Annotated in this window: 17 protein-coding genes and 2 tRNA genes; 7 read left to right on the plus strand and 12 right to left on the minus strand. The window is 59.7% G+C overall.

What is annotated here, in order from left to right; genetic code table 11:
* The first annotated feature begins 15 nt into the window (after positions 1-15).
* Positions 16-762 (plus strand): Crp/Fnr family transcriptional regulator, encoded by a 747-nt coding sequence (locus tag EKN06_RS09220; RefSeq protein WP_127612604.1) that lies wholly within the window; start codon positions 16-18, stop codon positions 760-762.
* Positions 763-1097: 335 nt separating this feature from the next.
* On the opposite strand, the gene EKN06_RS09225 is transcribed toward EKN06_RS09220, so the two are convergent.
* The 9 genes from EKN06_RS09225 to EKN06_RS09265 all read right to left on the minus strand — a co-directional run bounded on the left by EKN06_RS09225 (position 1098) and on the right by EKN06_RS09265 (position 10392).
* Positions 1098-1535 carry a response regulator gene (locus EKN06_RS09225; protein WP_127612605.1) on the minus strand — a complete coding sequence of 146 codons (438 nt, stop codon included), beginning with the start codon at positions 1533-1535 and terminating at the stop codon, positions 1098-1100.
* 120 nt (positions 1536-1655) lie between these two features.
* Positions 1656-2819 (minus strand): N-acetyltransferase, encoded by a 1164-nt coding sequence (locus EKN06_RS09230; protein ID WP_127612606.1) that lies wholly within the window; start codon positions 2817-2819, stop codon positions 1656-1658.
* 24 nt (positions 2820-2843) lie between these two features.
* Positions 2844-3704 (minus strand): sterol desaturase family protein, encoded by an 861-nt coding sequence (locus tag EKN06_RS09235; protein ID WP_240654714.1) that lies wholly within the window; start codon positions 3702-3704, stop codon positions 2844-2846.
* Positions 3705-3969: 265 nt separating this feature from the next.
* A complete protein-coding gene (locus tag EKN06_RS09240) occupies positions 3970-4278 on the minus strand; it encodes a hypothetical protein (RefSeq protein ID WP_127612607.1) in 309 nt (102 codons plus the stop codon).
* Between the two features lie 83 nt (positions 4279-4361).
* Positions 4362-5459, minus strand: a complete 1098-nt coding sequence (gene lptG / locus EKN06_RS09245; RefSeq protein ID WP_127612608.1) for an LPS export ABC transporter permease LptG — start codon at positions 5457-5459, stop codon at positions 4362-4364.
* The gene (locus EKN06_RS09250; protein ID WP_276317279.1) at positions 5456-6700 is read right to left on the minus strand and encodes an LptF/LptG family permease; all 1245 of its coding nucleotides are present in this window, start codon (positions 6698-6700) and stop codon (positions 5456-5458) included. Before EKN06_RS09250 ends, lptG begins: the two co-directional genes overlap by 4 nt.
* Positions 6701-6853: 153 nt before the next feature.
* Positions 6854-7237, minus strand: coding sequence for an ATP-dependent Clp protease adapter ClpS (gene clpS, locus EKN06_RS09255; protein WP_420810787.1), 384 nt, complete (start codon positions 7235-7237; stop codon positions 6854-6856).
* A gap of 238 nt (positions 7238-7475) precedes the next feature.
* Positions 7476-8360 (minus strand): phasin family protein, encoded by an 885-nt coding sequence (locus tag EKN06_RS09260; RefSeq protein WP_127612609.1) that lies wholly within the window; start codon positions 8358-8360, stop codon positions 7476-7478.
* 193 nt (positions 8361-8553) lie between these two features.
* A complete protein-coding gene (locus EKN06_RS09265) occupies positions 8554-10392 on the minus strand; it encodes a PHA/PHB synthase family protein (protein ID WP_420810788.1) in 1839 nt (612 codons plus the stop codon).
* 356 nt (positions 10393-10748) lie between these two features.
* Here EKN06_RS09265 and EKN06_RS09270 point away from each other — a divergent pair, with 356 nt between their 5' ends.
* The 4 genes from EKN06_RS09270 (at position 10749) to EKN06_RS09285 (ending at position 13748) form a co-directional block, all read left to right on the plus strand.
* Positions 10749-11939, plus strand: coding sequence for an LL-diaminopimelate aminotransferase (locus EKN06_RS09270; RefSeq protein WP_127612734.1), 1191 nt, complete (start codon positions 10749-10751; stop codon positions 11937-11939).
* 107 nt (positions 11940-12046) lie between these two features.
* Positions 12047-12120: transfer RNA gene (locus EKN06_RS09275), tRNA-Cys, on the plus strand.
* Between the two features lie 19 nt (positions 12121-12139).
* Positions 12140-12215, plus strand: a tRNA-Thr gene (locus tag EKN06_RS09280).
* Positions 12216-12653: 438 nt separating this feature from the next.
* Positions 12654-13748, plus strand: a complete 1095-nt coding sequence (locus EKN06_RS09285) for a Gfo/Idh/MocA family protein (RefSeq protein ID WP_127612610.1) — start codon at positions 12654-12656, stop codon at positions 13746-13748.
* 400 nt (positions 13749-14148) lie between these two features.
* On the opposite strand, the gene EKN06_RS09290 is transcribed toward EKN06_RS09285, so the two are convergent.
* A complete protein-coding gene (locus EKN06_RS09290; protein WP_127612611.1) occupies positions 14149-17841 on the minus strand; it encodes a DUF5801 repeats-in-toxin domain-containing protein in 3693 nt (1230 codons plus the stop codon).
* A gap of 833 nt (positions 17842-18674) precedes the next feature.
* Here EKN06_RS09290 and EKN06_RS09295 point away from each other — a divergent pair.
* On the plus strand, positions 18675-20231 hold the full coding sequence (locus tag EKN06_RS09295) for a multicopper oxidase family protein (protein ID WP_127612612.1): 1557 nt from the start codon (positions 18675-18677) through the stop codon (positions 20229-20231).
* Positions 20232-20664: 433 nt separating this feature from the next.
* Here the strand turns inward: EKN06_RS09295 and EKN06_RS09300 are convergent, their stop codons facing one another.
* The gene (locus EKN06_RS09300; RefSeq protein ID WP_127612613.1) at positions 20665-21354 is read right to left on the minus strand and encodes a thermonuclease family protein; all 690 of its coding nucleotides are present in this window, start codon (positions 21352-21354) and stop codon (positions 20665-20667) included.
* A gap of 362 nt (positions 21355-21716) precedes the next feature.
* Between EKN06_RS09300 and EKN06_RS09305 the strand changes: the two genes are divergently transcribed.
* Positions 21717-23933, plus strand: a complete 2217-nt coding sequence (locus EKN06_RS09305; RefSeq protein ID WP_127612614.1) for a hypothetical protein — start codon at positions 21717-21719, stop codon at positions 23931-23933.
* Between the two features lie 638 nt (positions 23934-24571).
* Here the strand turns inward: EKN06_RS09305 and EKN06_RS09310 are convergent.
* Positions 24572-25051: a hypothetical protein gene (locus tag EKN06_RS09310; RefSeq protein ID WP_205693859.1), complete on the minus strand. Its 480-nt coding sequence runs from the start codon at positions 25049-25051 to the stop codon at positions 24572-24574.
* Positions 25052-25120 lie beyond the last annotated feature (69 nt).

Raw genomic sequence — 25120 nt, forward strand, 5'->3', positions numbered from 1 at the left:
CAGGGAAATTAACAGTTGAGCCTCGAAAAAGCGCGTCATGACTGCGTGAACTGCCCACTACTTGCTTGCCCCGGCCTGGACCAGCCGGAGCGGGAACGGCTTGAACAGATCCAGGAATTCAAGATTGGCGAAGTCGCGCTCGAACGCGGTGGCCAAGCCGTGATTCAAGGGGTGAGAAGCGCCCATGTCTATACCGTGCTCGAAGGTGTGCTTATCCGCTATCGCCTGCTCGACGACGGTCGGCGCCAGATCATCAACTTCCTTTTTCCCGGCGATCTGATCGGCCTGCAATCGGCATTGAACGAACCGATGACCCACGGAGCCGAGGCACTGACCCCGGCACGACTGTGCGCATTCCCACGGGACAAGTTCCGCGACTTCATCAGCCGCTTTACCGATCTCAGCTACGACCTCATCTGGTTGGCGGCCAAAGAGGAAGCCGCGCTCGAAGAGCATCTCGTTGCTCTCGGCCAGCGTAATGCGAAAGAGCGCATCGCCTATCTCGCCCTGTTCCTCATCGAACGGTCCGAAGCGACGGGGCGCACCCACGGCGATCACCGCATCGAACTTTCGGTCACGCAAAGCCAGATTGCCGACATGCTCGGCCTCTCGCTGGTTCACACCAACCGCTCGTTGCAGGCACTACGGCGCGAAGGATTGGTGACGTGGAGCCTCAACACCATCGAGATCCCCGATATGGAAGCAGTCCGGCAATATGTAAATTTCGACCGGTCGCTCGTAACGGTCCGCCCCTTCATATAATTTATAGTTATATTTCAAGATATTATAGGTTTTTTCGCGTTTCTGGCGAAAAAATCACGCGGGCATGGAACCCAACTTCGCATCGTGCATTCTATCCATGTCACCACTGAGACCCCCCCTCCCGTCCAAGCGGTGGTGATACGATCCCGAAAGGCCTTCACTCCCTTACCTGGGGAGTGAAGGCCTTTTAATTTGGCGCCTAGATATTGGGAAAGGCGGCCCAAGATTTAGTGTCGTGCCTGTCTTTCAAAATGACTGGTGAAACGTCAATTCGGCCGGCCCTGAAGGCCAGCCGGTAATTCCAATTATCAATTCGATTTTCTGGCGACAGGCCGTCAATCCGGCGAGATCGCACCTTTGATCCGGGCGAAAAGCCCCGTGCGCCGGGTGCCGGATACGGCCTCGATCAAAGCTTCGGGCGCGTATGGCTTGGTCAGCACGGTGCCGAGGCTCGCAATGGCCGGAGGGATGGCGCCGGGATTGCCGGTAGAAAACACGATACGCGGCGGTTGCGGGCCGAGTTGCGTGACGAGTTCGGCAACAGCCCAACCGTCGTCGCGATCGACAAGGTGTACATCGAGAACAAGGACATCGGGCTTTTCTTTTTCAAGAGCGGCGAGTGCCTGTCGCGTGCTTGCGCAAACGGTTACTTTCGGCGATCCCGCGCCCAGCAGGATGTCTTCGATCGAAAGCGCGAGGATAGGGTCGTCTTCCACGACCAGCGCCGTGCCGATGCGGTGATCGGTTTCCTGCGGCGACGGATTGGTGGACATCGGCGAACTTCCCTCAACTGGCTGCGATAGCCGTTTAGACGTGAACGCGGCGCAACTGCCCTCAGTTCCCGGTGCGGCGCTGCTGCCGCGAAATAATTCCACCCCCGGTCACCGCACCGCTCAAAGCGTCTTGCCGTAGATCGTGTATTCCTTGTTCACGCGTGCGTCGATGGCTTCGGCGATCGCGTTCATCCCCTGGTTGTCGTCGAGAATCCAGCCGATCTCGCTGCGCGTCGCACCATATTCGGTCAGCGCCGCGCGGCGGATATATTCGATCATCATGAAAGCTAGCTGGCTGGCCAGCCGCGAGCTTTGCAGATGCTTGCGCACCCCCATCAACGGAACGCGCATGTCCGCGTTCGTGGGCTTGCGGATCCAGTTGAGCAACTTGATGAAGCCAAAGGGAAACAGCTTTCCGCCGATTTCCTTGATCGGTTTGTTCACGTCGGGAAGCGTCATCATGAAGGCGACCGGCTCGCCATCGTAATCGGCGATCATGATCAGGTCTTCGCGGACCAGCGGTTTCAGCTTCTTGCCGGTATAGGCGACTTCGCGATCGGTGATGGGCACGAAACCCCAATTGGTCGACCAAGCATCGTTCAGGATGTCGAGAATGGTCGCCGCTTCGGCATCGAAATTGGATTTATCGACCTTGCGCACCGCAATGCGCGGGTTCTTTTCGCCCGAAGAAATCACCCGCTGGATCAGCTTCGGGAAATCCGCACGAATGTCGAGATCGTACGTGCGCAGCATTTTCGCCGGCGTATAGCCACGGGCTTCGACCCATGGCTGGTAATGCGCCGGATGGTGGCCCATCAGCACCATGGGCGGATGATCGTGGCCCTTGGTCAGCAGGCCCGGCTCTTCCCATACCGAAAGCGACATCGGCGCCAGCACGCGGGTCATGCCCTTGTCGCGCAGCCACGCTTCCGCGCGTTCGATCAGCGCAGTGGCGACGTCTTCACTGTCGGCATCGAACAGGCCCCAGTTGCCCGTGCCCGGACCCATGCCCTGTTTTGGCGGCATACCGAGCGCCAGCCGGTCGAAATGCGCCGAGATGCGCCCCACCGGCGCGCCATTGCGGCGGGCGATGAAAAACTGGACTTCGGCGTGATCGAAAAAGGGGTTTTTCGCGGGGTCGATCATCTCCGCCGCTTCTGCGCGCAGGGGCGGCACCCAGTTCGGGTCGCCTGCGTTCAGCTGGTAATGGACGTCGAGAAAAGCCTTGCGGTCACCCTTGGTGACGACCGGCTCTACGACGATCGCGCCGCGGATATCCCCCATAACTACTCCGAAAAATAAGCCCCGTCAGGCCGCGTTCGTATTTTCGACCGGCCCGGCATTGACCTTGGGGTCGAAGCCTTCCTTGCCCATCGCGCGACGACGCGGATGGCCCGACGCGATGCCGCCCGACAGATCTTTCACCCAAGGCCACTTAGCGGCGACATCCTCGTCATAGCCGAGGTTGAACACCGTGGGCGAACGCCTGGGGCGATCCTTCTTCTCATAATAAGTGCCGAGAATGCGGTCCCAGACATAGTTGGTGATGCCGAAATTGCCGTCTTCGTCGAAATAGTGATGCTCGACATGGCGCTGCTTCATCGTCTGCACCCATTTCCACTTCGGCTTGAAGGCGAGATGCTGGATGCAGTGCATGAATTCGTAATAACAAGTCGTCAGCAGACCGCCGGCAAAAGCCGCGGCCATGCCGCCGACGCCGCCGATGGCATAGCCGACCGGCATCGTCGCGATGGCGATTGGCGGCAACGTCGTGTGCAGCGCGCCGAACAGCACTTCGAGATGGTTAGGGTCCTGATGGTGGTCGTAATGGATTCGCTTCCACGTGCCGGCCAAAGGCTTGATCTTGTACATCCATTGCCCGTGCAGGACATATTGGTGCAACAGGTGCCAGACCAGCGGATAGACGACGAGCGCTGCAAGAAACGCGATCGCGGCGCGCAAGGGCGTCGTCGGCCAGATCACGAAAGCAACCACGCACAAAGCCGCCAGCCCCAGATAGGCGACGATCGTGTAATGCTGGAAATAGGCACCGACGAGGTCCCTGAAAGTCATCCGGTCGAGATAGTGCGACCGCTTCCAGAACGGCAGCTTCGCCTCGTCCAACGCGTCGGTGGTCTGGGTGTGGGCCATATTCGTCACAGTGCTCATGATCTCGCTTGTCCGCGCGCCCTTAGCACAAGGCTCATCCTCCGCGCCAGCAAAGGCGGGGCTGACTGGTCCGGGTCGCAAGGATTGTGCCTATCGTGCAACGCCTGAATGGCGCGTGAGCAGATGGCCTCACCGGGGACGGGCGACGGTTTTCCGTGCACCGCGCCATGCCTGCACGACGAAAGGGCCGCACCCGTTGCGGGGTGCGACCCTTCGTTTTCCGCGTCGACGTCAGCCGTTATCGGGCAGTCGTCGCATGGGCGGGTCAGTCGGTCTTGACGGTCAACGACGGCTTGCCATCGATGTTGGCGTCAACCGACGTTCCGCCGTCGTTGATGCTGGCATTCACGCCATCTTCGCTGATCGAGACAGTATCGCCGGTGTTGGCAGTGTCGGCGGTTTCGCCCGCGACGACCGGCTGCGTTGCCGTCGTGTCGGCGGTCATGGCACCGTCGGTCGTCGCGCCTTCGGCAGCTACGACTTCGTCGGTGGTGGCAACGGGCTCGCCGCCGTCACAGGCAGCAAGGCCGAGCGCGGCTACGGTGGCGAGGGCGGGAAGGAAAAACTTGTTCATCTTGGCGGCTCCATCAATTGTGGCCTAATTGTGGCCCAATTATGTGACAGACGCGCGAGCCGGCCCGATGGTTCCGCGAAAATTTATTCCTCGGTCCGCAACAGCACCAGCTCACCGATCAGAGCGAACAGGAAAAACGGCGCCCAGGCGGCCAGAAATGGCGGATATCCGCCGAAATTGCCGATGGCCAATGCCGCGTTGTCGACGACGAAATAAGTAAAGCCCAAACCCATCCCGATCACCGCGCGCACGAACAGCTGGCCCGACCGCGCCAGCCCGAATGCAGCCACCGCGCCCAATAAAGGCATCAGCATCGCCGATAGCGGGCCCGATATCTTGTGCCACCAGCGGCCCTTCAGCTCCTCGGTCCGCCGCCCTGCCGCATCCATCGCTGCGATCGACCGCCGCAGTGTCATCAGATCCTGCGCATCGGCATTGACCGAACTGATCGCGATTTCGCCGGGCGATATCCCCTCGCCGACAATCGTGTCAGGCGGAAAATCGAGCGAGGCGATGCCGACGGTAAAGCGCGACGGCTCCGTCATAAGCCAACCCGCGCCGGTCCATGTCGCCTTATCCGAACGCCATTGTTCGGTCAGCATGAGGTTGGGGTCGCGCCGGTACCATGTCACCCCGCTCAGAACCGTATCCGGTCCGCTGCCGCTGGCCGTGCGCGCCGCGAGGATCGCGTCACCTTCTGCGATATAGACGTTCGTCTTTACGTCGGAGGTGGGCGGAATCGGGCCGTAGTCGACCTTCTCCCACGCGCTCAACGTCGCGGTTGCACGGGTAACGACGCGTTCGTTGAACGCAAAACTCATCACCGAAACGATACCCGCGGTCAGGATCAATGGCGCAAGGATCTGGTGCGCCGAGAGGCCCGACGCCTTCATCGCGATGACTTCGCTGTTCTGGTTTAGCGTAGCGAGCGTCAGGATCGTCGCGAGCAGCACCGAATATGGCAGGAATCGCGCCATTAGCTGCGGAATGCGCAACGAAACGTAAGTCCACAACTCGGCTTCGCCGTTGCCTTCGACCGCGAGAATGTCGCCACTGGTGCCCAGCAGGTCGAGGATCTGCAACACCAGAACCAGCATCATCAGCACCGCGATAATGCGGACGATGAAAGACTTGGCGAGATAGATCGTCAAGCGGCGCGAAGGAAAGAAATCCAGCCTCACGTGTGGTCCTGCGCCATGCGTTTCAGCTCCTTGCGCCCGGTCAGCCGCATCAGTCGGAACAGGGCCACGATCTTTTTGGCAACGATGGCCGCAAACCGCTCAAGCCAGCCAATCGCCTGCCCGCCCGGGACATAGGCAACGCGCCAGTACATCCACAGGATCAGCGCGGCGAACAGCGCAAACGGCAGCCAAAGCGACAGGAACGGGCTTGCCAGCCCCAGCGCGGCGACATCTTCGCCGTACTGGTTGATCTTGTGATAGGCGACAACCATCACGATCGAAACAAAGACGCCAAGCGCGCTGCTCGATCGCTTTGGCGGAATGGCCAGCGCCACGGCGAGCAGCGGCAGCAACAGCATCATCACCACTTCCACCAACCGGAAGTTCAGGCTGGCCATGGTTTCATTGCGGGTCGCTTCGTCCACCCTCTCGCTCCAGCCGATCCGCAGCAGCTGTGGCAGGATATATTCGCGTTGGTCCCCGCCGCGATCGCGAAACGCCTCTATCTCGGGCAAATCGATCGGCAAGTCGTAGCTGCTGAACGACAGGACGCGCGGCGCGTTGAGATTGGCCTGATCCTGGATGATCGTCCCGTCGGTCAGGCGCAGGATGATCGTGTTCATGTCGTCGGCATTGGCAAGAAACCGCCCGCTGCGCGCGCTGATCGACAGCATGTCGCCGTCGGGATCGGTGACGCGGGCGAAAATGCCCTTCAATACGCGGCCGTTATCCTCGCTCTCTTCGATGCGAAGCGCGGTCTTGTCCTGTATCGTGTTGAATTCGCCCACATCGATGGACGCGCCCAGCGCACCCGAAGACAGTTCGAACGCCAGCCGCTGATAATCGTAGCGCGACACCGGCTGCACGAAGTAGACCAGCATGAAATTGACCACGACCAGCGCGAGCGTGATCAGGTACGGCACCCGCAGCAGCCGGGTGTACCCCAGCCCCACCGCACGCATCACGTCCAGTTCCGACGTCGTGGCCAGCGTGCGGAAAGCAAACAGGATGCCCAGCATCAGGCCCAGCGGGATCGCGAGACTCATGTATTCGGGCAGCAGGTTGGCCAACATCTGGAAGACGACGCCGATCGGCCCGCCTTCGTTCGCGACGACTTCGAACAGGCGCAGCATCTTGTCGAGGATCAGCAACGACGCCGCAAGCGCCAGCGTCCCCAGCATGGGCATGAGCACCAGCCGGAAGATATAGCGGTCAGTCGCGGTCAGAAAGGTCTTGAACAAGATGCTTGGTCAGTCCGTCGTGCAGGGGCCGCTATTGGCACAGAGCCAGCTTGGCAGCAACCGGCGACGCAAGTAACCAATTTTACGAAAAAACATATAGCCCGGAGCCAAAGACATCGGCTCTGACGCGCAATGCTTCAAAAGCGAAGGAGTTCAGGCCTTCTCCAGCGTGCATTGAAGCGGGTGCTGATTCTGCCGGGCGAAGTCCATGACCTGCGTCACTTTCGTCTCGGCGATTTCGTAAGGGTAGATCCCGCAAACGCCGACACCGCGCTGGTGGACGTGAAGCATGACCTGCGTCGCCTGCTCCATGTCCATACGAAAGAAGCCTTTAAGGACCATGACGACGAATTCCATGGGCGTGTAATCGTCGTTGAGCATCAGCACCTTGAACTGGCTTGGCTTTTTCGGCTTGGTGCGCGTGCGCGTGGCGATGCCGATCTGCCCGCCACCATTGCCGCCGTCGCCGCCGTCGCCCGGCCCGTCACCTTCGGGACCGGCCGCGACATGCGCCGACACGTCGGGGAATAGCCGCATGGTCACACCTGCACCGGTTTCAGAATCGTCGATCAGCTTCGCCATAGGATCAAGAATATCGTATCGATGCGGCTGACGACAAGGGGCTGTTCGCCATTGCACCATCCAGAAACGGAAAACCGGGCCAGAAACGGAAAACGGGGCCGGCGATGGTCTACCCATGCACCGGCCCCGTTCTCGTTCATGACATAGGGCAGGGATGCTGTCCGATGTCCGTATTGGTCGTGAAGAAAGCCGATCAGGCAGCCTTCATCTTTTCCATCGCAACCGAAACGCGGCTCGACAGCGGCTGAGCGGCGTCGTTAGCCAGCTTCAGCATCGCTTCGGTGTTCTTCGACGCGGCGGCAACCGACTTGTCGAAGTACTTGCGCATCATCGCGCTCTGCAGTTGGAAGAAATCGGTCGGCGACTTCACCGAAGCCAATTCCTTGACCTCTGACGTGATCGCTTCGAATTCAGCCTTCGAATCGGCGACGAGCGAACGGCTCAGTTCCTGCATGCCGGTGGCGAAGATTTTGCTGGCTTCGACCATGGCTTCGACGTTGCCCTTGGTGAATTCGCTGGCGCCGGACATCATGCCGGTGCTCTTTTCGAATGCTTCCTTCGACTTGAGCGTGATGTCGGACATGGCGTTCTTGAGGCCGGCGGCGAAGTTTTCGGGCGTATTCATTTTCACAAACTCCTGGACAATCTTGGTCGGTTTTTTAGCGGGCTCGGGTGCGACCGCCGCGATTTTCGGCGCGGGGGCAGCAACGGCCGCGACAACAGCGGCCTTCTGCGCGACAGGCTTGGGTGCAATTTTCTTTGCGACCGACTTGCGAGCAGTTTTCTTGATGATGGGCTTGGCGACGGCGGCCTTGGCCACCGATGCCTTGAGCCTCGGCTTATAAGTGCGCTTGACGGGCTTTTCCGCCTTCGGTGCCGGCTTTGCGGCAACGGCCTCGGGTACCTTGGCGGCAACCGGTTCCGTCTTCGGCTCGGGCGCCACTTCCGGCTTGGGCGAAGCAATCGATTTTGCTACAGCCGTCGGCTTGGTGGCGGCCGAGACGTTCGGCGTGGCGGTGGTGTCACCGGCCTTCGCCTTGATCGCCTTGTCGGCGCCTTCGTCCTTGGTCTGGGCCATTCGAGAATACCTCGTTTCGCTACATTTGCGGACGAAGCATTCGATGTCGCCTCTTCCGCAGCATTCCCACTTGTCGGGCTATGCTGCATTGCACAATAAGTGCCGAAACAAGTTATGTCAAGAAAAATTGTGCAGTGCACAAAATCTGTAATTTGGCCGCGGTTGCAGCATTATCGCGGTTTGCCGGCCAATGCTACGGGGTCTTTACGTAACGCCCCGGCGCATCTTCGATCACGCTGTCTCCGCGTCCGCCGGGCTTGCGCTTGCCCGTCGCCTTGACTTGCGTTGCGTCGAAACCTTCGATCCATCGGATCCAGTCCGGCCACCAGCTTCCCCGCGTTTCCACCGCGGCTTCGCGAAATGCGTCCAGCGTCGCGGGCGCGGTCTGCTTCGGATTGTCGGGCTCTCCGATGGACCAGTACTGGTACTTGCCCGCGGCCGGCGGATTGACGACGCCCGCGATGTGACCCGATCCCGCCAGCACGAAACGCTTCGGACCCGACAAATGCCCGGTCAGTTTCCACACGCTGTCGACCGGCGCGATGTGATCTTCGACCCCCGCCTGTATATAGGACGGCGTCACGTTTTCCCGCAGATCGATCGGCACGCCGCATGCCGAAAGCGCATCGGGCACGACCAGCAGATTGTCGTGATAGAGATTTTTCAGGTATTCGCGATGGAACCGGGCCGGCAGGTTCGTGGTGTCGCCGTTCCAGTGCAGCAGATCGAACGCGACATAATCCTCGCCCAACAGGTAATTGCGGATCACGTAGTTCCAGATGAGATCCGGGCTGCGCAGCAAGTTGAACGCAAAAGCGAGATAGCGGCCATCGACAAAACCTTCGCCGGCGAGCGAATCGACCATCGCCAATTGCTGCTCGTCGATGAAGGCTTTCAGTTCGCCCGCTTCGGAAAAGTCGACCTGCGCGGTGAAATAAGTCGCGCTCGCAACCTTGTCCGCTTCCCCGCGACGACCCAGCACCGCCAGCGCGGCAGCCAGCGTCGTGCCGCCGACGCAGTATCCGATGGTGTGCACGCTCGGCACCTTGAAGCGGTCGCGGGTCACGTCGATCGCCTCGATCATCGCGGCGATGTAATCGTCCCAGCTGATCTCCGCCATCGACGAATCAGCCGATTTCCATGACACCAGGCAGACCGTCAGCCCCTGTTCGACCGCCCATTTCACAAAGCTTTTCTTGGCGCCGAGATCGAGGATGTAGAACCGGTTGATCCACGGCGGAAAGATCAGCAGCGGCGTCTTCAGCACGGTTTCGGTGACCGGCGTGTACTGGATCAACTGGAACAGCGGCGTTTCGTAAACGACCTTGCCCGGCGTCGCGGCGATGTTTTCGCCCAAAACGAACGCATGCGGATCGGTATGCGTCAGCTTGCCCGCATCGAGGTCGGAGATCAGATGCTCCAGCCCTCTGACAAGATTTTCGCCCCCGGTCTCAATCGTCTTTTCCAGCACCAGCGGATTGGTCAGCGGGAAATGCGCCGGGCTCATTGCCTCGGTAATCAGGCGGGTGAAGAAGCGCAGCTTTTCCTTGCGCTCCTCGCTCAACCCCTGCGCGCTTTCGGCGGCAGCGATCATCTGCTCGCTCAACAACAGATAGGCTTGGTGCAGCAGGGCATAGACCGGCGTTTCCTGCCACTTCGGATCCTTGAACCGACGGTCCTGACGCGGCAGGCTCTTGCCCGCTGCGGCATCCGAACTGCCAAGGCCCATCTGGCCCAGCACACTCTCCCACATCGTCATCGAATCGGTGAGGAACTTGCCCTGCGCCTCTCCGCCGCCCATCGGCCACTGCTGCATCCAGCGCCCGGCCATTTCGGGCCAGTGCGCCGGATCTGCCACTCCGGAAGCGGCAATGCCCGGATGGCCATTCAGGAACTGCCCCCACATCTCGTTGAGCTTTGCGGCGATTTCCTCCCAGTGGGCCTTTTCGGGCTCCGAGCCTGCGCTGCCGGCGGCGTTGGTTTCCTCAGGCTTCGTCCCGCGCGAACCCGCGCCCAGAAACGCATCGAACATCGCTTGTGTCGCGCCGGTCTGCATCGCGACCATTTCGCGCATCGGGCCATCCATCATGCCAAGGAACGGACCTGCCAGAAGCGATGACAGCGCGCCCGGGCCCGACCCGCCCGTCGTCCCGTCGTCGCTTGTCGTCCGGGTCTTGTCTTTCGTGCCGGTGGCCATTCCAGTCTCCTGTCCGCCCATCGATAGTGCCGCGCAAAACGGGAAATGGCAATGACGCCTAATGGACAGCGAATGGCCGATAATTGCTCTTGCGCCGCGTAGCAGGAAACCGCATTGCCGCCGGTGTCCTGCCCGTATCGAGTGCAGGGCGCGGGCCCGAAACCCGCTTTGTCATGGGAAATTGCCGACCGATGGATACCGAGTTCTACCGCATGAAGCGCCTGCCGCCCTATGTCATCGCCGAAGTGAACGCGATGCGGGCAGAAGCGCGCCGCGCGGGCAAGGACATCATCGACCTCGGCATGGGCAATCCCGACCTGCCGCCGCCCGCCCATGTCATCGATAAGCTGTGCGAAGTCGCGCAAAAGCCCGATGCGCATGGATATTCCCAGTCGAAGGGCATTCCCGGCCTTCGCCGCGCGCAAGCCAACTATTACGCGCGCAGGTTCGGTGTCGAACTCAATCCCGAAAACGAAATCGTAGTCACCATGGGTTCAAAAGAAGGGCTGGCCAGCCTCGCCACCGCGATCACCGCGCCGGGCGACGTCATCATGGCCCCCAACCCCAGCTATCCGATCCACACGTTCGGCTTCATCCTGGCCGGCGCGACGATTCGCGAAGTGCCGACAACGCCTGATGACCGTTATTTCGAGGCGCTGGACAACGCGATGCGCCATTCGGTGCCGCGCCCCACGGTGCTGATCGTCAATTATCCGTCGAACCCGACGGCCGAAACGGTCGACATCTCGTTCTACGAACGGCTGGTTCCCTGGGCCAGGGAGAACAAGGTCTGGATCCTGTCCGACCTCGCCTATTCCGAGCTTTACTATGACGGCAAGCCGACCCGATCGATCCTCGAGGTGCCGGGTGCCAAGGAAGTCGCCGTCGAATTCACGTCGATGAGCAAGACTTATTCCATGGCCGGATGGCGCATGGGCTTTGCCGTCGGCAACCCGCACCTGATCGGCGCGTTGACACGGGTGAAGTCCTATCTCGACTATGGCGCGTTCACCCCGATCCAGGCCGCCGCCTGCGCCGCGCTGAACGGCCCGCAGGACATCGTCGAACGCAACCGCAACCTTTACCAGAAGCGCCGCGACGTGATGATCGACGCTTTTGCCCGCGCCGGCTGGGACATCCCATCACCCCCTGCATCGATGTTCGCGTGGGCACCGCTGCCCCCGGCGTTGAAGCACATGGGCAGCCTCGAGTTTTCCAAGCAGATGCTGACCGAAGCCGAAGTCGCGGTCGCACCCGGCGTCGGGTACGGCGAACAGGGCGAAGGGTTCGTGCGCATCGCGATGGTTGAAAATGAACAGCGCCTGCGACAGGCCGCGCGCAACGTGCGCCGCTGGTTCAAATCGATGGGCATCAACAACTGATCGGGACACCGAAAACGCGGTTTCTGCATGTTGGGGTCGGTTAAGGTCATTTGCCCGATTGCACCGCGCACAAAGACTCGCTAGTTGCGCCCCCTCACCAACGGTAGGGCCCGATGGCGGAGTGGTGACGCAGCGGACTGCAAATCCGCGCACGCCGGTTCGATTCCGGCTCGGGCCTCCATGGTGGGACGAAATGGCAAGCCGCCTTAGCTCAGTTGGTAGAGCATCGCATTCGTAATGCGGGGGTCACAGGTTCGAGTCCTGTAGGCGGCACCATCCTTCCCAAAGCCAGATAACTTCGAAAACACCGTAACTTACCGGCAAAGGCGCTTTGTCTTGGGTTTAGTCTGGGTTGCGGCTGGGTGTGCATCACCAGGAAATTCCGCTCGGACTAAGCAAAACTCTCTTCGAGGCACTGGTTGCTTGCAGGAATGACCGATTTTTTTCCTTTAGCTGGCGGACCAAGCTGCCACCCTCACTAGAAATGCCAATCCCGACCGTGGCAACCGAGTTACTGCGCTACGGTCAGGGCTCGCACGTCCAGGCAGCCAAAGTGATAGATGCTCGCGACCACTCTAGCGAGAGATTTTCGAAAAAGGGGCGCTTGCAATACCGCAAGCTGGCTGCCTAACATCAACCCCCAGACCAAGCCCCTACTAAGGTACTCTACACCACGAATGCCGATTGTTCTGGCCAACAGGGAGTGCGGATAAGATGGGCAGGATTGGCGTTGGTCTGATCGGTTATGAAGTGGGCCGAAGCTGGGCGGCGATGGCTCATGTTCCCGCCCTGCGGGGATTGCCCGAATTCGAGATCGTCGCCGTCAGCACCACGCGGGAAGAAAGCGCCCGCGCCGCTGCCACCGACATCGGCATCGATAGGTGGTTCACATCCGCACAGGACTTAGCCGCCTGTCCGCAGGTCGATCTCGTGGCCGTAACGGTCAAGGTTCCGCATCATCTGGCGCTGGTCGAAGCGGCGATTGCAGCGGGCAAGCACGTTTATTGCGAATGGCCGCTGGGCAACGGATTGGCTGAGGCAGAAGCTATGGCCGCTCACGTCAGCGCCGCAGGCGTGCGTGGCGTGGTCGGACTGCAAGCGCGCTGCGCGCCGGTGATGGCCTATGTGCGGGACATCGTGGCGGCAGGCGAGATCGGCGAGGTCCTGTCGACGACGATGTTGGGCAGTGGACAAGAGTGGGCCGACCGCGTCGATCCATACAACGCCTATCTGATCGACAAGCGCAACGGCGCCACGATGCTGACGATCCCGTTTGGCCATACGGTCGATGCACTTTGTCATTGCCTTGGCGAGTTCAGGCAAGTCAGCGCGACCAGCGCGATTCGCCAACCGTTCGTCAGGCGGACCGATACCGACGAGATGCTGGGCAAGACCAGCGAAGACCAATGGGCCGTCACCGGAACGCTGGAAAGTGGCGCGGTCGCTACGGTGCATTATCGCGCAGGATCGTCGCGCAGCGTCAATTTCCTATGGGAAATCAACGGCACCAAGGGGGACTTGCGTATCGAAGCGGATAGCGGCCACGCACAGATCTTCGACTTGCGCCTGTATGGCGGTTTCGGAGAGGAGCGTGCCGTGCGTGCGCTGGATGTGCCCGCACACTATCGCTGGGTGCCGCCGGGGATCGAAGGCGCTGGGACCAACGTTGCGCAGGTATATGCCCGCTTTGCCGACGACTTGCGCAATGGCACACGCACCGCGCCCGATTTTGCCGTCGCCGTGATGCGCCATCGTCTCATTGCAGCGATCGAAGCGGCCGCGGAAAGCGGACGTGCAACGCAGGTTTGACGGAAGCCTGTAGGTATCATGGACAGAAAATTGTGGCGTTCGCCCAGTTCGTCAGGACTGGCGAAAGCTATCGGATGGCACCCATCGGATACATACAACCCCAGATAACGCCTAGAACTAGGTTTTGCGCGACAGTTCAGCCGCAATTCCGAAATGGTCGCTGATCGTGATATGACCGATCGCTTTCCGCCCAGAAGAGTGAATTACCGGGCCCGTCGCAGCGGCATGATAAATTGGCCCAACCAGGCCGCATCGTGTCTCGGAGATAAAGCCGCTGCGACGGGGTCAGGCCGACAATCCCCATGTGACTACATGAAGGGATTGTCGGCCTTGCTCCTTAAGACCGTCTTGGTATTGCGGCCCCTGCCGAGACCATTACCTCGGCATCAACAGCCCGCCCTCAAACGATGGGGGCCAGTTGCTGCAGTTCCACCAAATCCGGCGCCACGAACGATGCCGTGATCGGGTTGCTGACCCCGCCGCTTCCGTCGCCGTCGATGCCGATCTGAAAACCGAAGTCTTCGAAATCGCCATCGCCATCGGTCAACCGGGCGTCGAATTCGAGCAGGTAGTCCGGCGGGTTGGTCAGGATCTCGATGTCGGACAGGCCTATCTTCACCGCGTTGCCGTTATCGTTGAGCAAGATGACGGTGTCGAAGAAATTGCCGGCCCCCAGATCGATCGTGATGGTACCGTTCTTACCGACAAAGCTGCTTCCGTCATCGACGAGATTCCCGTCGAGATAAGCTTCCCACGAATAGTTGAAGCCCTGTGCGGTCTTGGTGCCGATCTTGATGCCGGTAATGTCCTGGATCTGGTTGCTGGCGTTGTAGAGACTGAACGCCAGAGCTTCATCAGGATCAAGATTGCCGTTGGAAACCCCGACGTTGAGATTGCTCTCGTTGATCGCCGCGCCCTCTGTCGCAAGGTCGATCGTGCCCGAACCGTCGGTGTCAAAATAACCGGAAATCTTCACGTAGTCGGTGGTGTTCAACGCTCCGACATCAATGAAGTTGGTCTGCGGGCCGCCGGCCTTGATGTCGGTAACGTCGAGTTTGAGCGACCCGCCTGCGAGCTCGGCGAGCAATTCGAAGTGGTAGGTCGCCGTGCCGCTGCCGTCGTCATCGATATAGAGCGAATAGAGATCGGTGCCATTGAACGTGCCGATGATCTCGTGCTCTCCGACCTCGGCGTCCAGGTCGACGTCAGCATAGCGCCAACTGAAGCCGGTTGCCGGGAAGGGCGAGGTTGCGTCGAAGTCTCCCGGAGCGTCGATGATCGACCACAGGTGCACTGCATCGCTGACGTTGCTGAAGTCGAAGTCATCCTCGACCGTATCGCCGACCACGTTAGATACAAACAGGTTGGTTGCGATCGTCGTATCGTCGATTTCAGGTCCGTCATCCTCGATGTGGAAGACGTTTGCGGAAAGATCCATCTCGGCAAAGACCGAATCGCCATCCGCATCGGTGACGGTCTGGCGCAGCACGAAGGTTTCTGTTGTTCCGTCGACAAGCACCGAGACTACATCGTCATCGTCTGTCGTATCCCCGTGCCACACGTTCTGGGACTGGCTGAAGGTTACCTTTCCGAAATCGATGCTGGCGTCGTCGTTGTCTACCGAAATGGTAAAGTAGACGTCGGCCGCATCGTTCGGATCACCGACGTAACCGACGATGTTGTTACCAACCTTCGCCAGCAGGATTTCGGCTCCCTTGCCGTCGGTTTCCGAAGCATCGAGCGAGAACAGGCCCGAACCGATGCCATTCCCGCTCAGCAACAGCGAGTAGGCTGTTTCGCCGGCCCCGTCGGTTCCGTAACCCTCGCCCGTAAACAGCGCGCCGAGATTGGCAGTGGCCGACGTATCCCCTGCGTCGGCGTTGTTGACGCCATCGGGATCGGGCGAATCGTCCGATTCGTCGACATAAAGCGCCGTCGGCGTGCCAGCGGTGCCAGCCACCGGTCCGTCGTCCTCGACGAAGAAGACCCCGCTGCCGAGATCGCGATAAGCCGAGGAGGATTCGCCGTCGCCATCGGTCAGCGTCTGGACGATGCGCAGGTGCTCGCTTCCTCCGACGTCAAGTTCGACCGCATCGTCCGCATCGCCGTCGCCATTTTCCGGGTGCCACAGGTTTGCATAGTCCGCGCCGAACGCGAAGGTTACTTCACCGAAGTCGCTGCTGGTGTCGTCATTGTCGACCGTGATGGTGAAGATCGTGTCGAACGTCGGCACGGGATCACCGGGGCTGTCCCCGACATAACCGATGATCGTCGTGGCGTTCAACTGGTACAGCAGGACTTCTGTGCCCTTGCCGTCCACCGTCGTGTTGTCGAGCACGAAAAGCCCCGAACCGATGTCATCGTTGCTGAGTTCCAGCGCAAAGTCGGTCGAGCCTTCCTTGTCGCTGCCGAACGAACCGTTAAACAGGGCCGCGATCCCGCTGGTTGTTGCCGTGGTTGTGCCCGCGGGCGCCGCATTGTCGCCATCGGGATCGGGACTGGTCGCCGCGTCCGTTTCATCAAGAACCAGTGCCTCGGGCGTTCCGGTCGCGCTCGCCACCGGGCCGTCGTCATCGCCCAGCAGATCGGAACCGATCGCCTGGGTGTAGGTCTCGCCCTGTTCGATGTCGATCCGGCCGATGTCGAACGCGTTCGTACCGGCCATGCCCTGCACGGTGAAACGGTTGAACGTGCTGCCATCCTCGGCGTTAAAGGAAACGGTATCCGCCGTCATGATGCCCGTCACTTCGAAAGTGCTGTCCACAATCGTGATCGTGACGCCAGTGAGCGAGCCAGAGGTCGTTCCGTCGCTGTTCTTCGTGTAGAATTCTGCACCTCGCGTCACGGTGACCGATGCGACGTCCACCTCTGTATCGTCATAAAGCTCATCCTCGGTCGCAGGCGGGACGTCGGAATAGATATAGCCGAAGCTTTCTTCGGGCGTGGTTCCGCCGCCGGCTTCGAGCAATTCCACGCGGAAGCTGGCCGGCCCGCCGGTGCTCTGCGAAATGAATATCGACGCATTCCCGGTGTTGATGTAGCCGTCGTAGTCGATGTTCTCGACATCGATACCCGTAGCCTGCTCGTTCAGGGAGGTTTCGAGAGGTGCAAAGCCCGTGACCAGCGTGAACACGCCGACCGGGCCATCAATGGGAACGCCCTTGTCCTTGTTGCCGGTGAAGTGCTGCGACAGGATGCCAATGGTCGCGCCGATGCCGCCCTGACTGGTGTTCACGGTGTCAGACGGATCCGCACCGCCCTTGATGATTTCGCCGTACTTCGATGAAGCGGCGTCTCGATTGACGTTCAGGTCCTGTCCCGTGACCAACAAACCGGCATCGCCGTCGCCGACGGCGGCCCACAGGAAACTGCCGGATTCGAGATTGTCGAAGTCGAAGCTGAGACTGCCCGACACGCTGACGTTGAGCAGGTCGGTAAAGTTGATCGCATCGTCCGGATCGGTCGCGTCGGGATGTTCGAACGGAACGAAGAAGACCGATTCTATCTTCACCGGGAATTCGGGCGGATCGCCGCTCGTCGCTCCCGGTTCGAGGTAGAAGGCCGCAACCAGCGTGCCGCTGGACGCATCGACGCTGCTGGTCGTCGCCAGCACGATCGAGCCACCCGCGACGGTCCAGAGATAGACGTTGTCGCCGTCGATGGTCTGCAACGGATCGGTGGTCGCCGGGTAATCCAGCCAGACCTGGTCACCGTTGAGTGGATTACCGTCCGGGTCGGAGAAGAACACGCTATTGGCGCTCTCGCCCCCCGTAGCGGTGACAGTGAGGAAATCGGCATCGCTCGCCCCGCCGATTCCGGCTGCGTACGCCATTTGCGCATCGCTCAAGAACGTGCCGTTGTTCAGCCCGTTGAGGAATGTCAGGAACGTGGAGTCGAGCGCGCTGGTGGTGGTGTCGAAGGCATCGCCGGCAAGTGTGACGGTCAGCACGACATCATCGTCGTCGTTGTCGTCCAGCACACCGGATGCTTGCGGATCGGGGTCGTCATCGACGGGATCCTGAAATTGTATGCCGCCGCTCTCGTCGAGCTTGAGGACATCGCCTGAAACGGTTGTCTCGATCAGAATCGCCATGACACTACCCCCTTTAGGAAAGGCAACCCACAGGATGGACGCAGCATGTCGTCTTCACTCGAACCGGGAATTTCCGTCAGGCATTTTAAGGATGGCGGAAACGCACAAAAACCCACCCTGCCGGAAAAGAATGATCTTTTCACGGTCAGTTGCAAGTTCATGACGACTCAGTTACGCAGTGCGCTAAGTTAACTCTAAAGTTAACCAATGGTCAATAATCTAACATTACCTGTAATGTTACGTATTGATTTACTAAAAGTGCTGCTCCTAGCTTCCGAACGCTACGTCCCGTGGAGTCCCTTATTTATCCGACTCCGGTACAGAGCGATGATTGGCTCAGACCGATTCAGAATAGAATCCCTCCAAAGCACGTACACATCAACATCATCGGTAGGTTTACGCATGCAACTCGCGGCGATCGCGACCTACGCTCAACTGTCACTGGTCGGAGGGCAACATGATCCAATTGCTCAACGCTGTCGCCCTGTTCGACGAGCATTCGTTCGAGAATGCGCTACCCATTCCGGGCGTAATCGACACTTCGGCGCGATCAAAAATCACTGTCCAGGTCCGAGAGTATACGCAGTTTCTGGGGTTGTTCGATCAGGACGGGAACCAGTTGGAAACGACAGTCTGGGGTTACGAAGCGGGGAGCTATGGAGGGTATCCGGGTCCTACGATAGTTGCCTATAAGGACCATCCGATCACCATCAAATGGCAGAACCAACTCCCGGTGGATGGGCATTTGCTGCCGATCGATACGAGCATAGATCTTGTGCAACCGCTCAACCGGCCACTGAGCGCCGGTTTTGTGCCCATCGTGAGCCACCTGCATGGGGGGGCACACAGCGTCTGCCTTCGATGGTTTACCCGAGCAATGGTTCACCCAGAGCAAGAGCGGACCTGGCGGGAAAGGGCCGCGAGAGGTCGGTCCAGACTTCGTCAGTTCGACGGCCGAGTACCCTAATGACCAGCAGGCAGCCACCCTCTGGTATCACGATCATGCGCTCGGGATCACCCGGCTGAATGTGTATGCCGGCTTGGCGGGCTTCTACCTGCTCAAGGATGATGAGCGTCTGGAATTGGAGGACCGAGGGGTTCTTCCGAGCGGATCGTATGACCTCGGGATGGCGATCCAGGATCGCGCTTTTACAGCTGACGGACAGCTCTACTATCCGGCATACAAGAACGATCCGCTGAACGGCGCTGATCAAACCGTAGCCGACGTGGTGCCCCAGGCTTTCTTCGATACCTACGGTGAGGACGCTCCATCGATCGTGCCCGAATTCTTCGGAGATACGATCCTTGTGAACGGAATGGTCTGGCCGAACCTGAATGTCACGGCGGGAAGCTACGAATTCCGCATCCTCAACGGATCCGACTCTCGCTTCTATGTGCTTACCGCCAGCAATCCGGCCGTGGCCATTTACCTGGTCGGCACGGACGGGGGGTTGCTCCCGCATGCCGTAACGATCAGCGATGGCGACGGCGAACAGGAAACGGGAGAGTTCGTTCTGGTTGCCCCGGGTGACCGGGTCGAACTCGTGTTTGACTTCAGCAGGCTTTCCGCTGGCGACACGGTCAAACTGCTCAATTCCGGACCGTTGTTCGAACCTTTCAAGGGAGTTGCTGCAGATGGTCAACTGCTCGGAGATGCCGAAGCAGCCACCGCCGACGATCCAGTCGGCAACATCATGCAGTTTACCGTAACGTCAGGGGTGACGTTCCACGCGGAGCTTTTCGATGGCGCGGATGCAGTGCTGCTGGCCGCCAACTTCTCACGTCTTGCCGCCGATGAGAATGGCGATGGCGTCGCCGACGCGGCTAGCAACATTCGCAATCTGGGGCTCTTCGAAGGAGCGGATCAGTTTGGACGAGTGACCCCCATGCTCGGCAAGGCCGAGCCGGGCACCATTACGACGAGCGACGAGGACGCTACCGCTGACTTTGGCCCTCTATCATACAACGCGGAAGCTACCGAACGGCCCTTGCTTGGATCGACCGAGCAGTGGAACATCTTCAATTTCACGGCAGATACCCATCCGGTTCACCTGCACCTCGCGCAGTATCAAGTAGTCGAGAAGCGAGAGATCTTCTTCCTGGATGAAGACGAGAACGGGGTCCCAGACGACACGACCGGTGACGGAAATATCAGCTACGGCGTAGGCTCATCTCCGGATTACGCCGCCGCCGACATCTGGATCGGTGACTTAATGGCACTCCGACCCGAAGAGACTGGCTGGCAGGATACGGTCCATGTAGACCCAAATACGATGATGTCCCTTGTCGCAACCTTCGACTTGCCTGGTGAATACGTTTGGCACTGTCACATTCTGTCCCATGAAGACAACGAGATGATGCGACCACTGATAGTCGACAATCTTGTCTAACCCGTGGACAGGCCCAAGGTGGCATCGGTTTTCCATGAGTGTGATAGCTTCCTGGACGGTTTAAGCCATGCTCGTCGAGACAAGCCTGGCCGAGTGACGTCAGCTTGTCCCCGCCTCTCGCCTCCGCAGAATTCGCGGGGGTCACAGGTTCGAGTCCTGTAGGCGGCAGCATCAGCCCAAAGACAGATAACTTAGGAAGCGTCGGCGGTTGCCGGCGAATGCGCTTTGCCGTGGGTCGGGTTCGGGATGCGGCTGCGTGTGTTTTTGATAGACGAGCGGGGATTTAACCGCGTTGTGCCCCTTCCAACGCCGACAGCATGGCTCAAGGTGGTCAGCGCATTGACGGGAATGGTCACGACGAGAACTGCGTCCCATTCGGCACTTATTCAAGCCATACAGGCCTAGCCAGCATTTTGGCCTATGACTTGTGCGATCAACGCCTGCGATACGGCTCGCATGCGACGCCATCGTTATCGCCGTCCATGTCGGGGCGATAACCGGGCTGGCCGCGATAGAGTGGGGCGGCCCCGGCTGCGCGGGCGGCGTTACAGTTCCTGTAAAACACTCCCGATGGCCCCCCGCCCGATCCCGCTTGCGGCTGGCGCGCATAGCGGGGTGCGGCCAATGCCTTGGGATTTTTCGGCGATGGTATCGCATGGGGATTGGCCGCACGAAATTCTGACGGAGTTGCGAACGTTGAATTCCAGATGCCCGCCTTGCGATTGCGGGCGTGTTCCTCAATCTCGACATAGGCGGAGCTGAATTGAGGAAGGGCAATCGCCAATCCCGCATCGACCATGATTTTGCCAACGTCGCGACCGCCAGCGTTACAGACCGCGACCATCCGGCTAAACTGGTCCCTATCCATGTGTTGGCACTGCAATGACTGCCCCGCAATCAATTCGGCAAGCAATTGCTTGGCTTCGTCGCCGCAAGCCCACTCGGCATTGTCACGGGTACACGTCTGCTTTGCTTCCACGGCATCGATGCCGAACAACCGGACACGTTCCTGTCCAATATCGAGCGTGTCGCCGTCCAAGGCGGTGCCAGTGCCATACATCACCTGCGCATGGGCTAGTTGCGTGGGGGCGATAATGGCAAGAATGAATAGGGCGATGCGCATGGTGCTCGCACTCTTATCGCCGGAAAGTTACCAAATCCAATTCGCTTCCGTCCGCAGGCCAGGTTGACGTTAGGTCTGGCGGCGTGGTTGGATTGTGCCCCGTCAGTCCACGCGCGGCGATGGCCCGCCATATTGACTTCCGATTTGAGCGCAGGCCAAAGAAATGCCGCTAGCGTGGGGGGCAATTGTTCATTTTCGGAGTGGCGAAGACTTTGGGACAAATCGTTGTCACCCCGATCGGCACATGTCGGATCCACACGCCATTGCGCCGGGCGGAGGCGTGCTACGACATCACATGTAGCCGTGCGCGAAATTATGGCTTTACCCATACTGCAGCAGAAGCATTGCAGCAGTTGCGATTCATGATCGGGGAAAAGACCTTCGATCATCGGTCCTTGCCGGTGATATTTCGAGACAACAGCGATCTCGAAGCGTTGAATGCGAAGAACTGGAAGCCCGGCGACCTGCATATCGTGGAGATCAGTTCCGCCAAGCGGCTGACAGCGTTCGGGGACGAGCTGCAGTCCAATTATTTCACCAGAACCGTCAGCAACCTGTTTTCGGAACAGGCCACCGCCGCCAAATACTGGGCGTTGATGCGCACACAGGATCATGCCGCTCTCGAACATCTGGTGGCTGCGATGGATGCCGGTCGCGCGATGGACCCGCACCTTCGTGAATTGCTGGGCTCGGCGCGGCTGACAACTCAGGATGAAACTTCGATAGCGCGGGACTTGGCCGCGATCGTCGATATTCTGGGCGCAGACCGAACCGTTTTCGTAACGCACGTCGATGGAAGAAAGCCTGACGGGAAACCCATCGCCATGCGATCCCGCTTGATCGAAGCGGTAAAGGTCGCGGCGCGCCGACTTGGTGTCGCCTGTTTCGACCCGACCGAAGCGATGCTGCGCGTCGGACAGGATGTCGCTCTGCTCAGGGGCGGCGCCGATCTTACGCATTACACGACCGGTTTTTCGGATCTCGTGTTTCACGAAATCCAGAGCCAATTCATCCGGCCCCGCTTCGGTGAGATAGGTCACAAACCGGACGATCAGATCAGGCGCGACATCGCCGATCAGATCCTTGTCGAAAACATCACACTCGTCGCGAGCCGGAATTGGCGAGACGGCGATGACATGCTGACGAAGGCCTTGGCCGAACGACCTGACGCGGCCGGCCTCCTTGAGCTCAAGGCGCAGCGTTTGCTGTCCGAAGGCGAGCCAGAGGAAGCCGCGGCCATGCTCGCCGATCTTGCCGCGCGCCAACCGCTGTCTTCGAACGGCCAGAAGGTATTGCTTCAGGCCTATGTCCATCTGAGAAAGTGGGCTGAAGCACTCGATTGTCACAAATCGTTGCTCGAAGACGAGATCGACGATGCGATCGTGCTGGCGAACGCCGGGCTGGCACGGGAAAATCTCGGCCAACCGGAAACCGCGCTCGACCTCTATTTGCAGGCCTATGGCAAAGATCCGTTCCAGATCGGCGCGGCACTCGCGGCCCTAGCCTTGCTTGAACAGGCGGGCGATATTGCCAGGGCCGCGTCGCTCCGCGACAGAATTGCCCGCAACAGCGAAACCGGCTGCTCCGAAGCTGCCATCCTCATGGCATGGGCCGATCGTCATGGTGACGCCGGCATGAGCGAACTGGGCCAACGGATCATGCCCGCACCGGCTTTCGCGCCGCAGTGCGCCGAGGCCGAAGCCGCCCTCGCGGCTGGCAATCCCCGATTGGCGGCAGAGGCTATTGCCACGCTGGCAAACCAAGCGGCACGCGATGCAGCGGCGCATCGTCGCGTGCAACGACTGGCCGATGACATCGTGCGCAGCGCCAACTCGGCCGTGGCCGATCGCGACTATGCGCTCGGCCTTGCCCTCTATGACGCCGTAACGCCGATCGTGGGCGCGAAGGCCAGCGCCGCACGCCAAGCCGCCATGCGGGAATTTCGCACCGCGTTCTTCGCCTTGTTCACCGACGGCCAGTTCGAAGCGGCGGCCCGCTTCGCCGCGAAGGCTCCAGACCTCGTGCAAGAAAGCGCTGAGCTTGCATTGCGCTGGGCTGTCTCCCTGCAAAAGCTGGGGCGGATCGACGAAGCGTTGGATGTGATTTCCGTGACGCATGAAAAGTCGCCCAAGGATATCGCCGTCCTTCGCATGTATGCCCGGCTTGCCGCGATCGGCTGGCGCTATGATCTCGCCTATCCGCTTTTCAGGGATTTACAGAACAACGAAAATCCCGAAGCGCGGCAGCATTCCGTTGAAATCGAACGCTTCTTCGACAATGCCGAACGACGGGCGCTCAAGAACTTGCGTGACCGGACCGAGGCTTGCGAATTCGATATTGCGGTTGCCATCTGGCAAGAGATCGGGAGCGATATCGTCGACGTCGAACGCCATCGGACCTTCACTCACGATCTCGTACTGGCGATGCAGGAGCACTTGCAGACATTGCAGCCGGATGGCGCCGACGACGACAACCTCGGCCCACGCCTTTTACGAAACATTGCGATGATGGGCAGGGAACATGGACCCGCCATGTCGCCATCATCCGGACTCTCGCAAATCGGCCATGTCCAAGACTGACGAGGGTAGCCCGTCATCCCGGGCCGTGCGCCGCCAGCGTTGACCCGCGCGCTGGTTGTCTGCGGGTGGGGGATCTGATCGATCCTCGCCCGCCCCCCCGATCGGCATCCGCCCTGAACGACTTCGTAGCGTGGCGCATCGACGAGCCACTTTAGCAATGTTCAGGGGTTCTCGGATTTTGGGGCGAGAATGGAGCGGTAGCGGGAATCTAAACATTACATCAATATATTGATAAATATATGATTGTTGGAGTTTGATTTTGAATTGACCCCCAATGTGACCCCCGCACTCGTCTGCGACCCCATGCGTTCAGGTCAAAGCGGTACGCTCAGCCGTAGCCGGCCAACGCTCCCGCCGGGTAGTTCATCGGCAAACCGTTGGCCCTAAACCACCAGCCGAAACTCCAATTGAAGGCCAAGCAACCGACTACTGTGCTGGGAGGGGCCGGACGGTATGGCCAGAAAAAGAATTCCTTTTCCGGCCGGGACCCTGAGGGGGGATTCGATCTTGCCCAAGGGTAGGGGGCTTCATGGTGTCTCACAAAATTTGGCCAGAAATTTCCGGACAACTATCCAAAGAACGGAAAATTTCCTTTGGATGTGCTGAGCACGCTTTCCTAATCACACCTGCCGTAGCCATCAAAGTGGTCTGAGCTGCGGCTTCCGCCCATCCGCGCAATATTCCGCATCGTTGGATGACACGCTGAGACCTACCTCGTCCTTCATAAAGTAAGTCACGCAGACATTCGCCTCACGCGCGTCCGCGATCGCCTGGACGAGCCCTCGGGCCTTCGGGGCGGGATCATTCCGACCCAATTGGGCATCAACCTCCACGAGAGCGTCACGATATGCCTTAGCGCGGCTCTCTTCTGACTCAGGTAACACGCCTTCAGCCTGTTCCAGAGCAAGGAATTGGTCCTGAATGTTTTTCCTAAGCGCTTCGCGCTGCGCTTCGCTGTCGACACCCTGCAAGAATGGGCCCATGAAATCAGACACATTGCGGTCGAATTGTTGAGAGACTTCAACAAATTTGGTAACTGATGCCGAGCGCTGGGTTTGCTCTGCCTGATAGGAAAACATGAACGATTGGCCGATCAAACCGAGCACGGTTGCACCCACGGCAGAAGCGATCGACACAGCCCAAGTCCGCGCGTTCATGCTCCAGTTATCGGAGCCGTTGGAGCTGGC

This window comes from Croceicoccus ponticola, from assembly GCF_004004515.1.
GTDB lineage: Bacteria > Pseudomonadota > Alphaproteobacteria > Sphingomonadales > Sphingomonadaceae > Croceicoccus > Croceicoccus ponticola.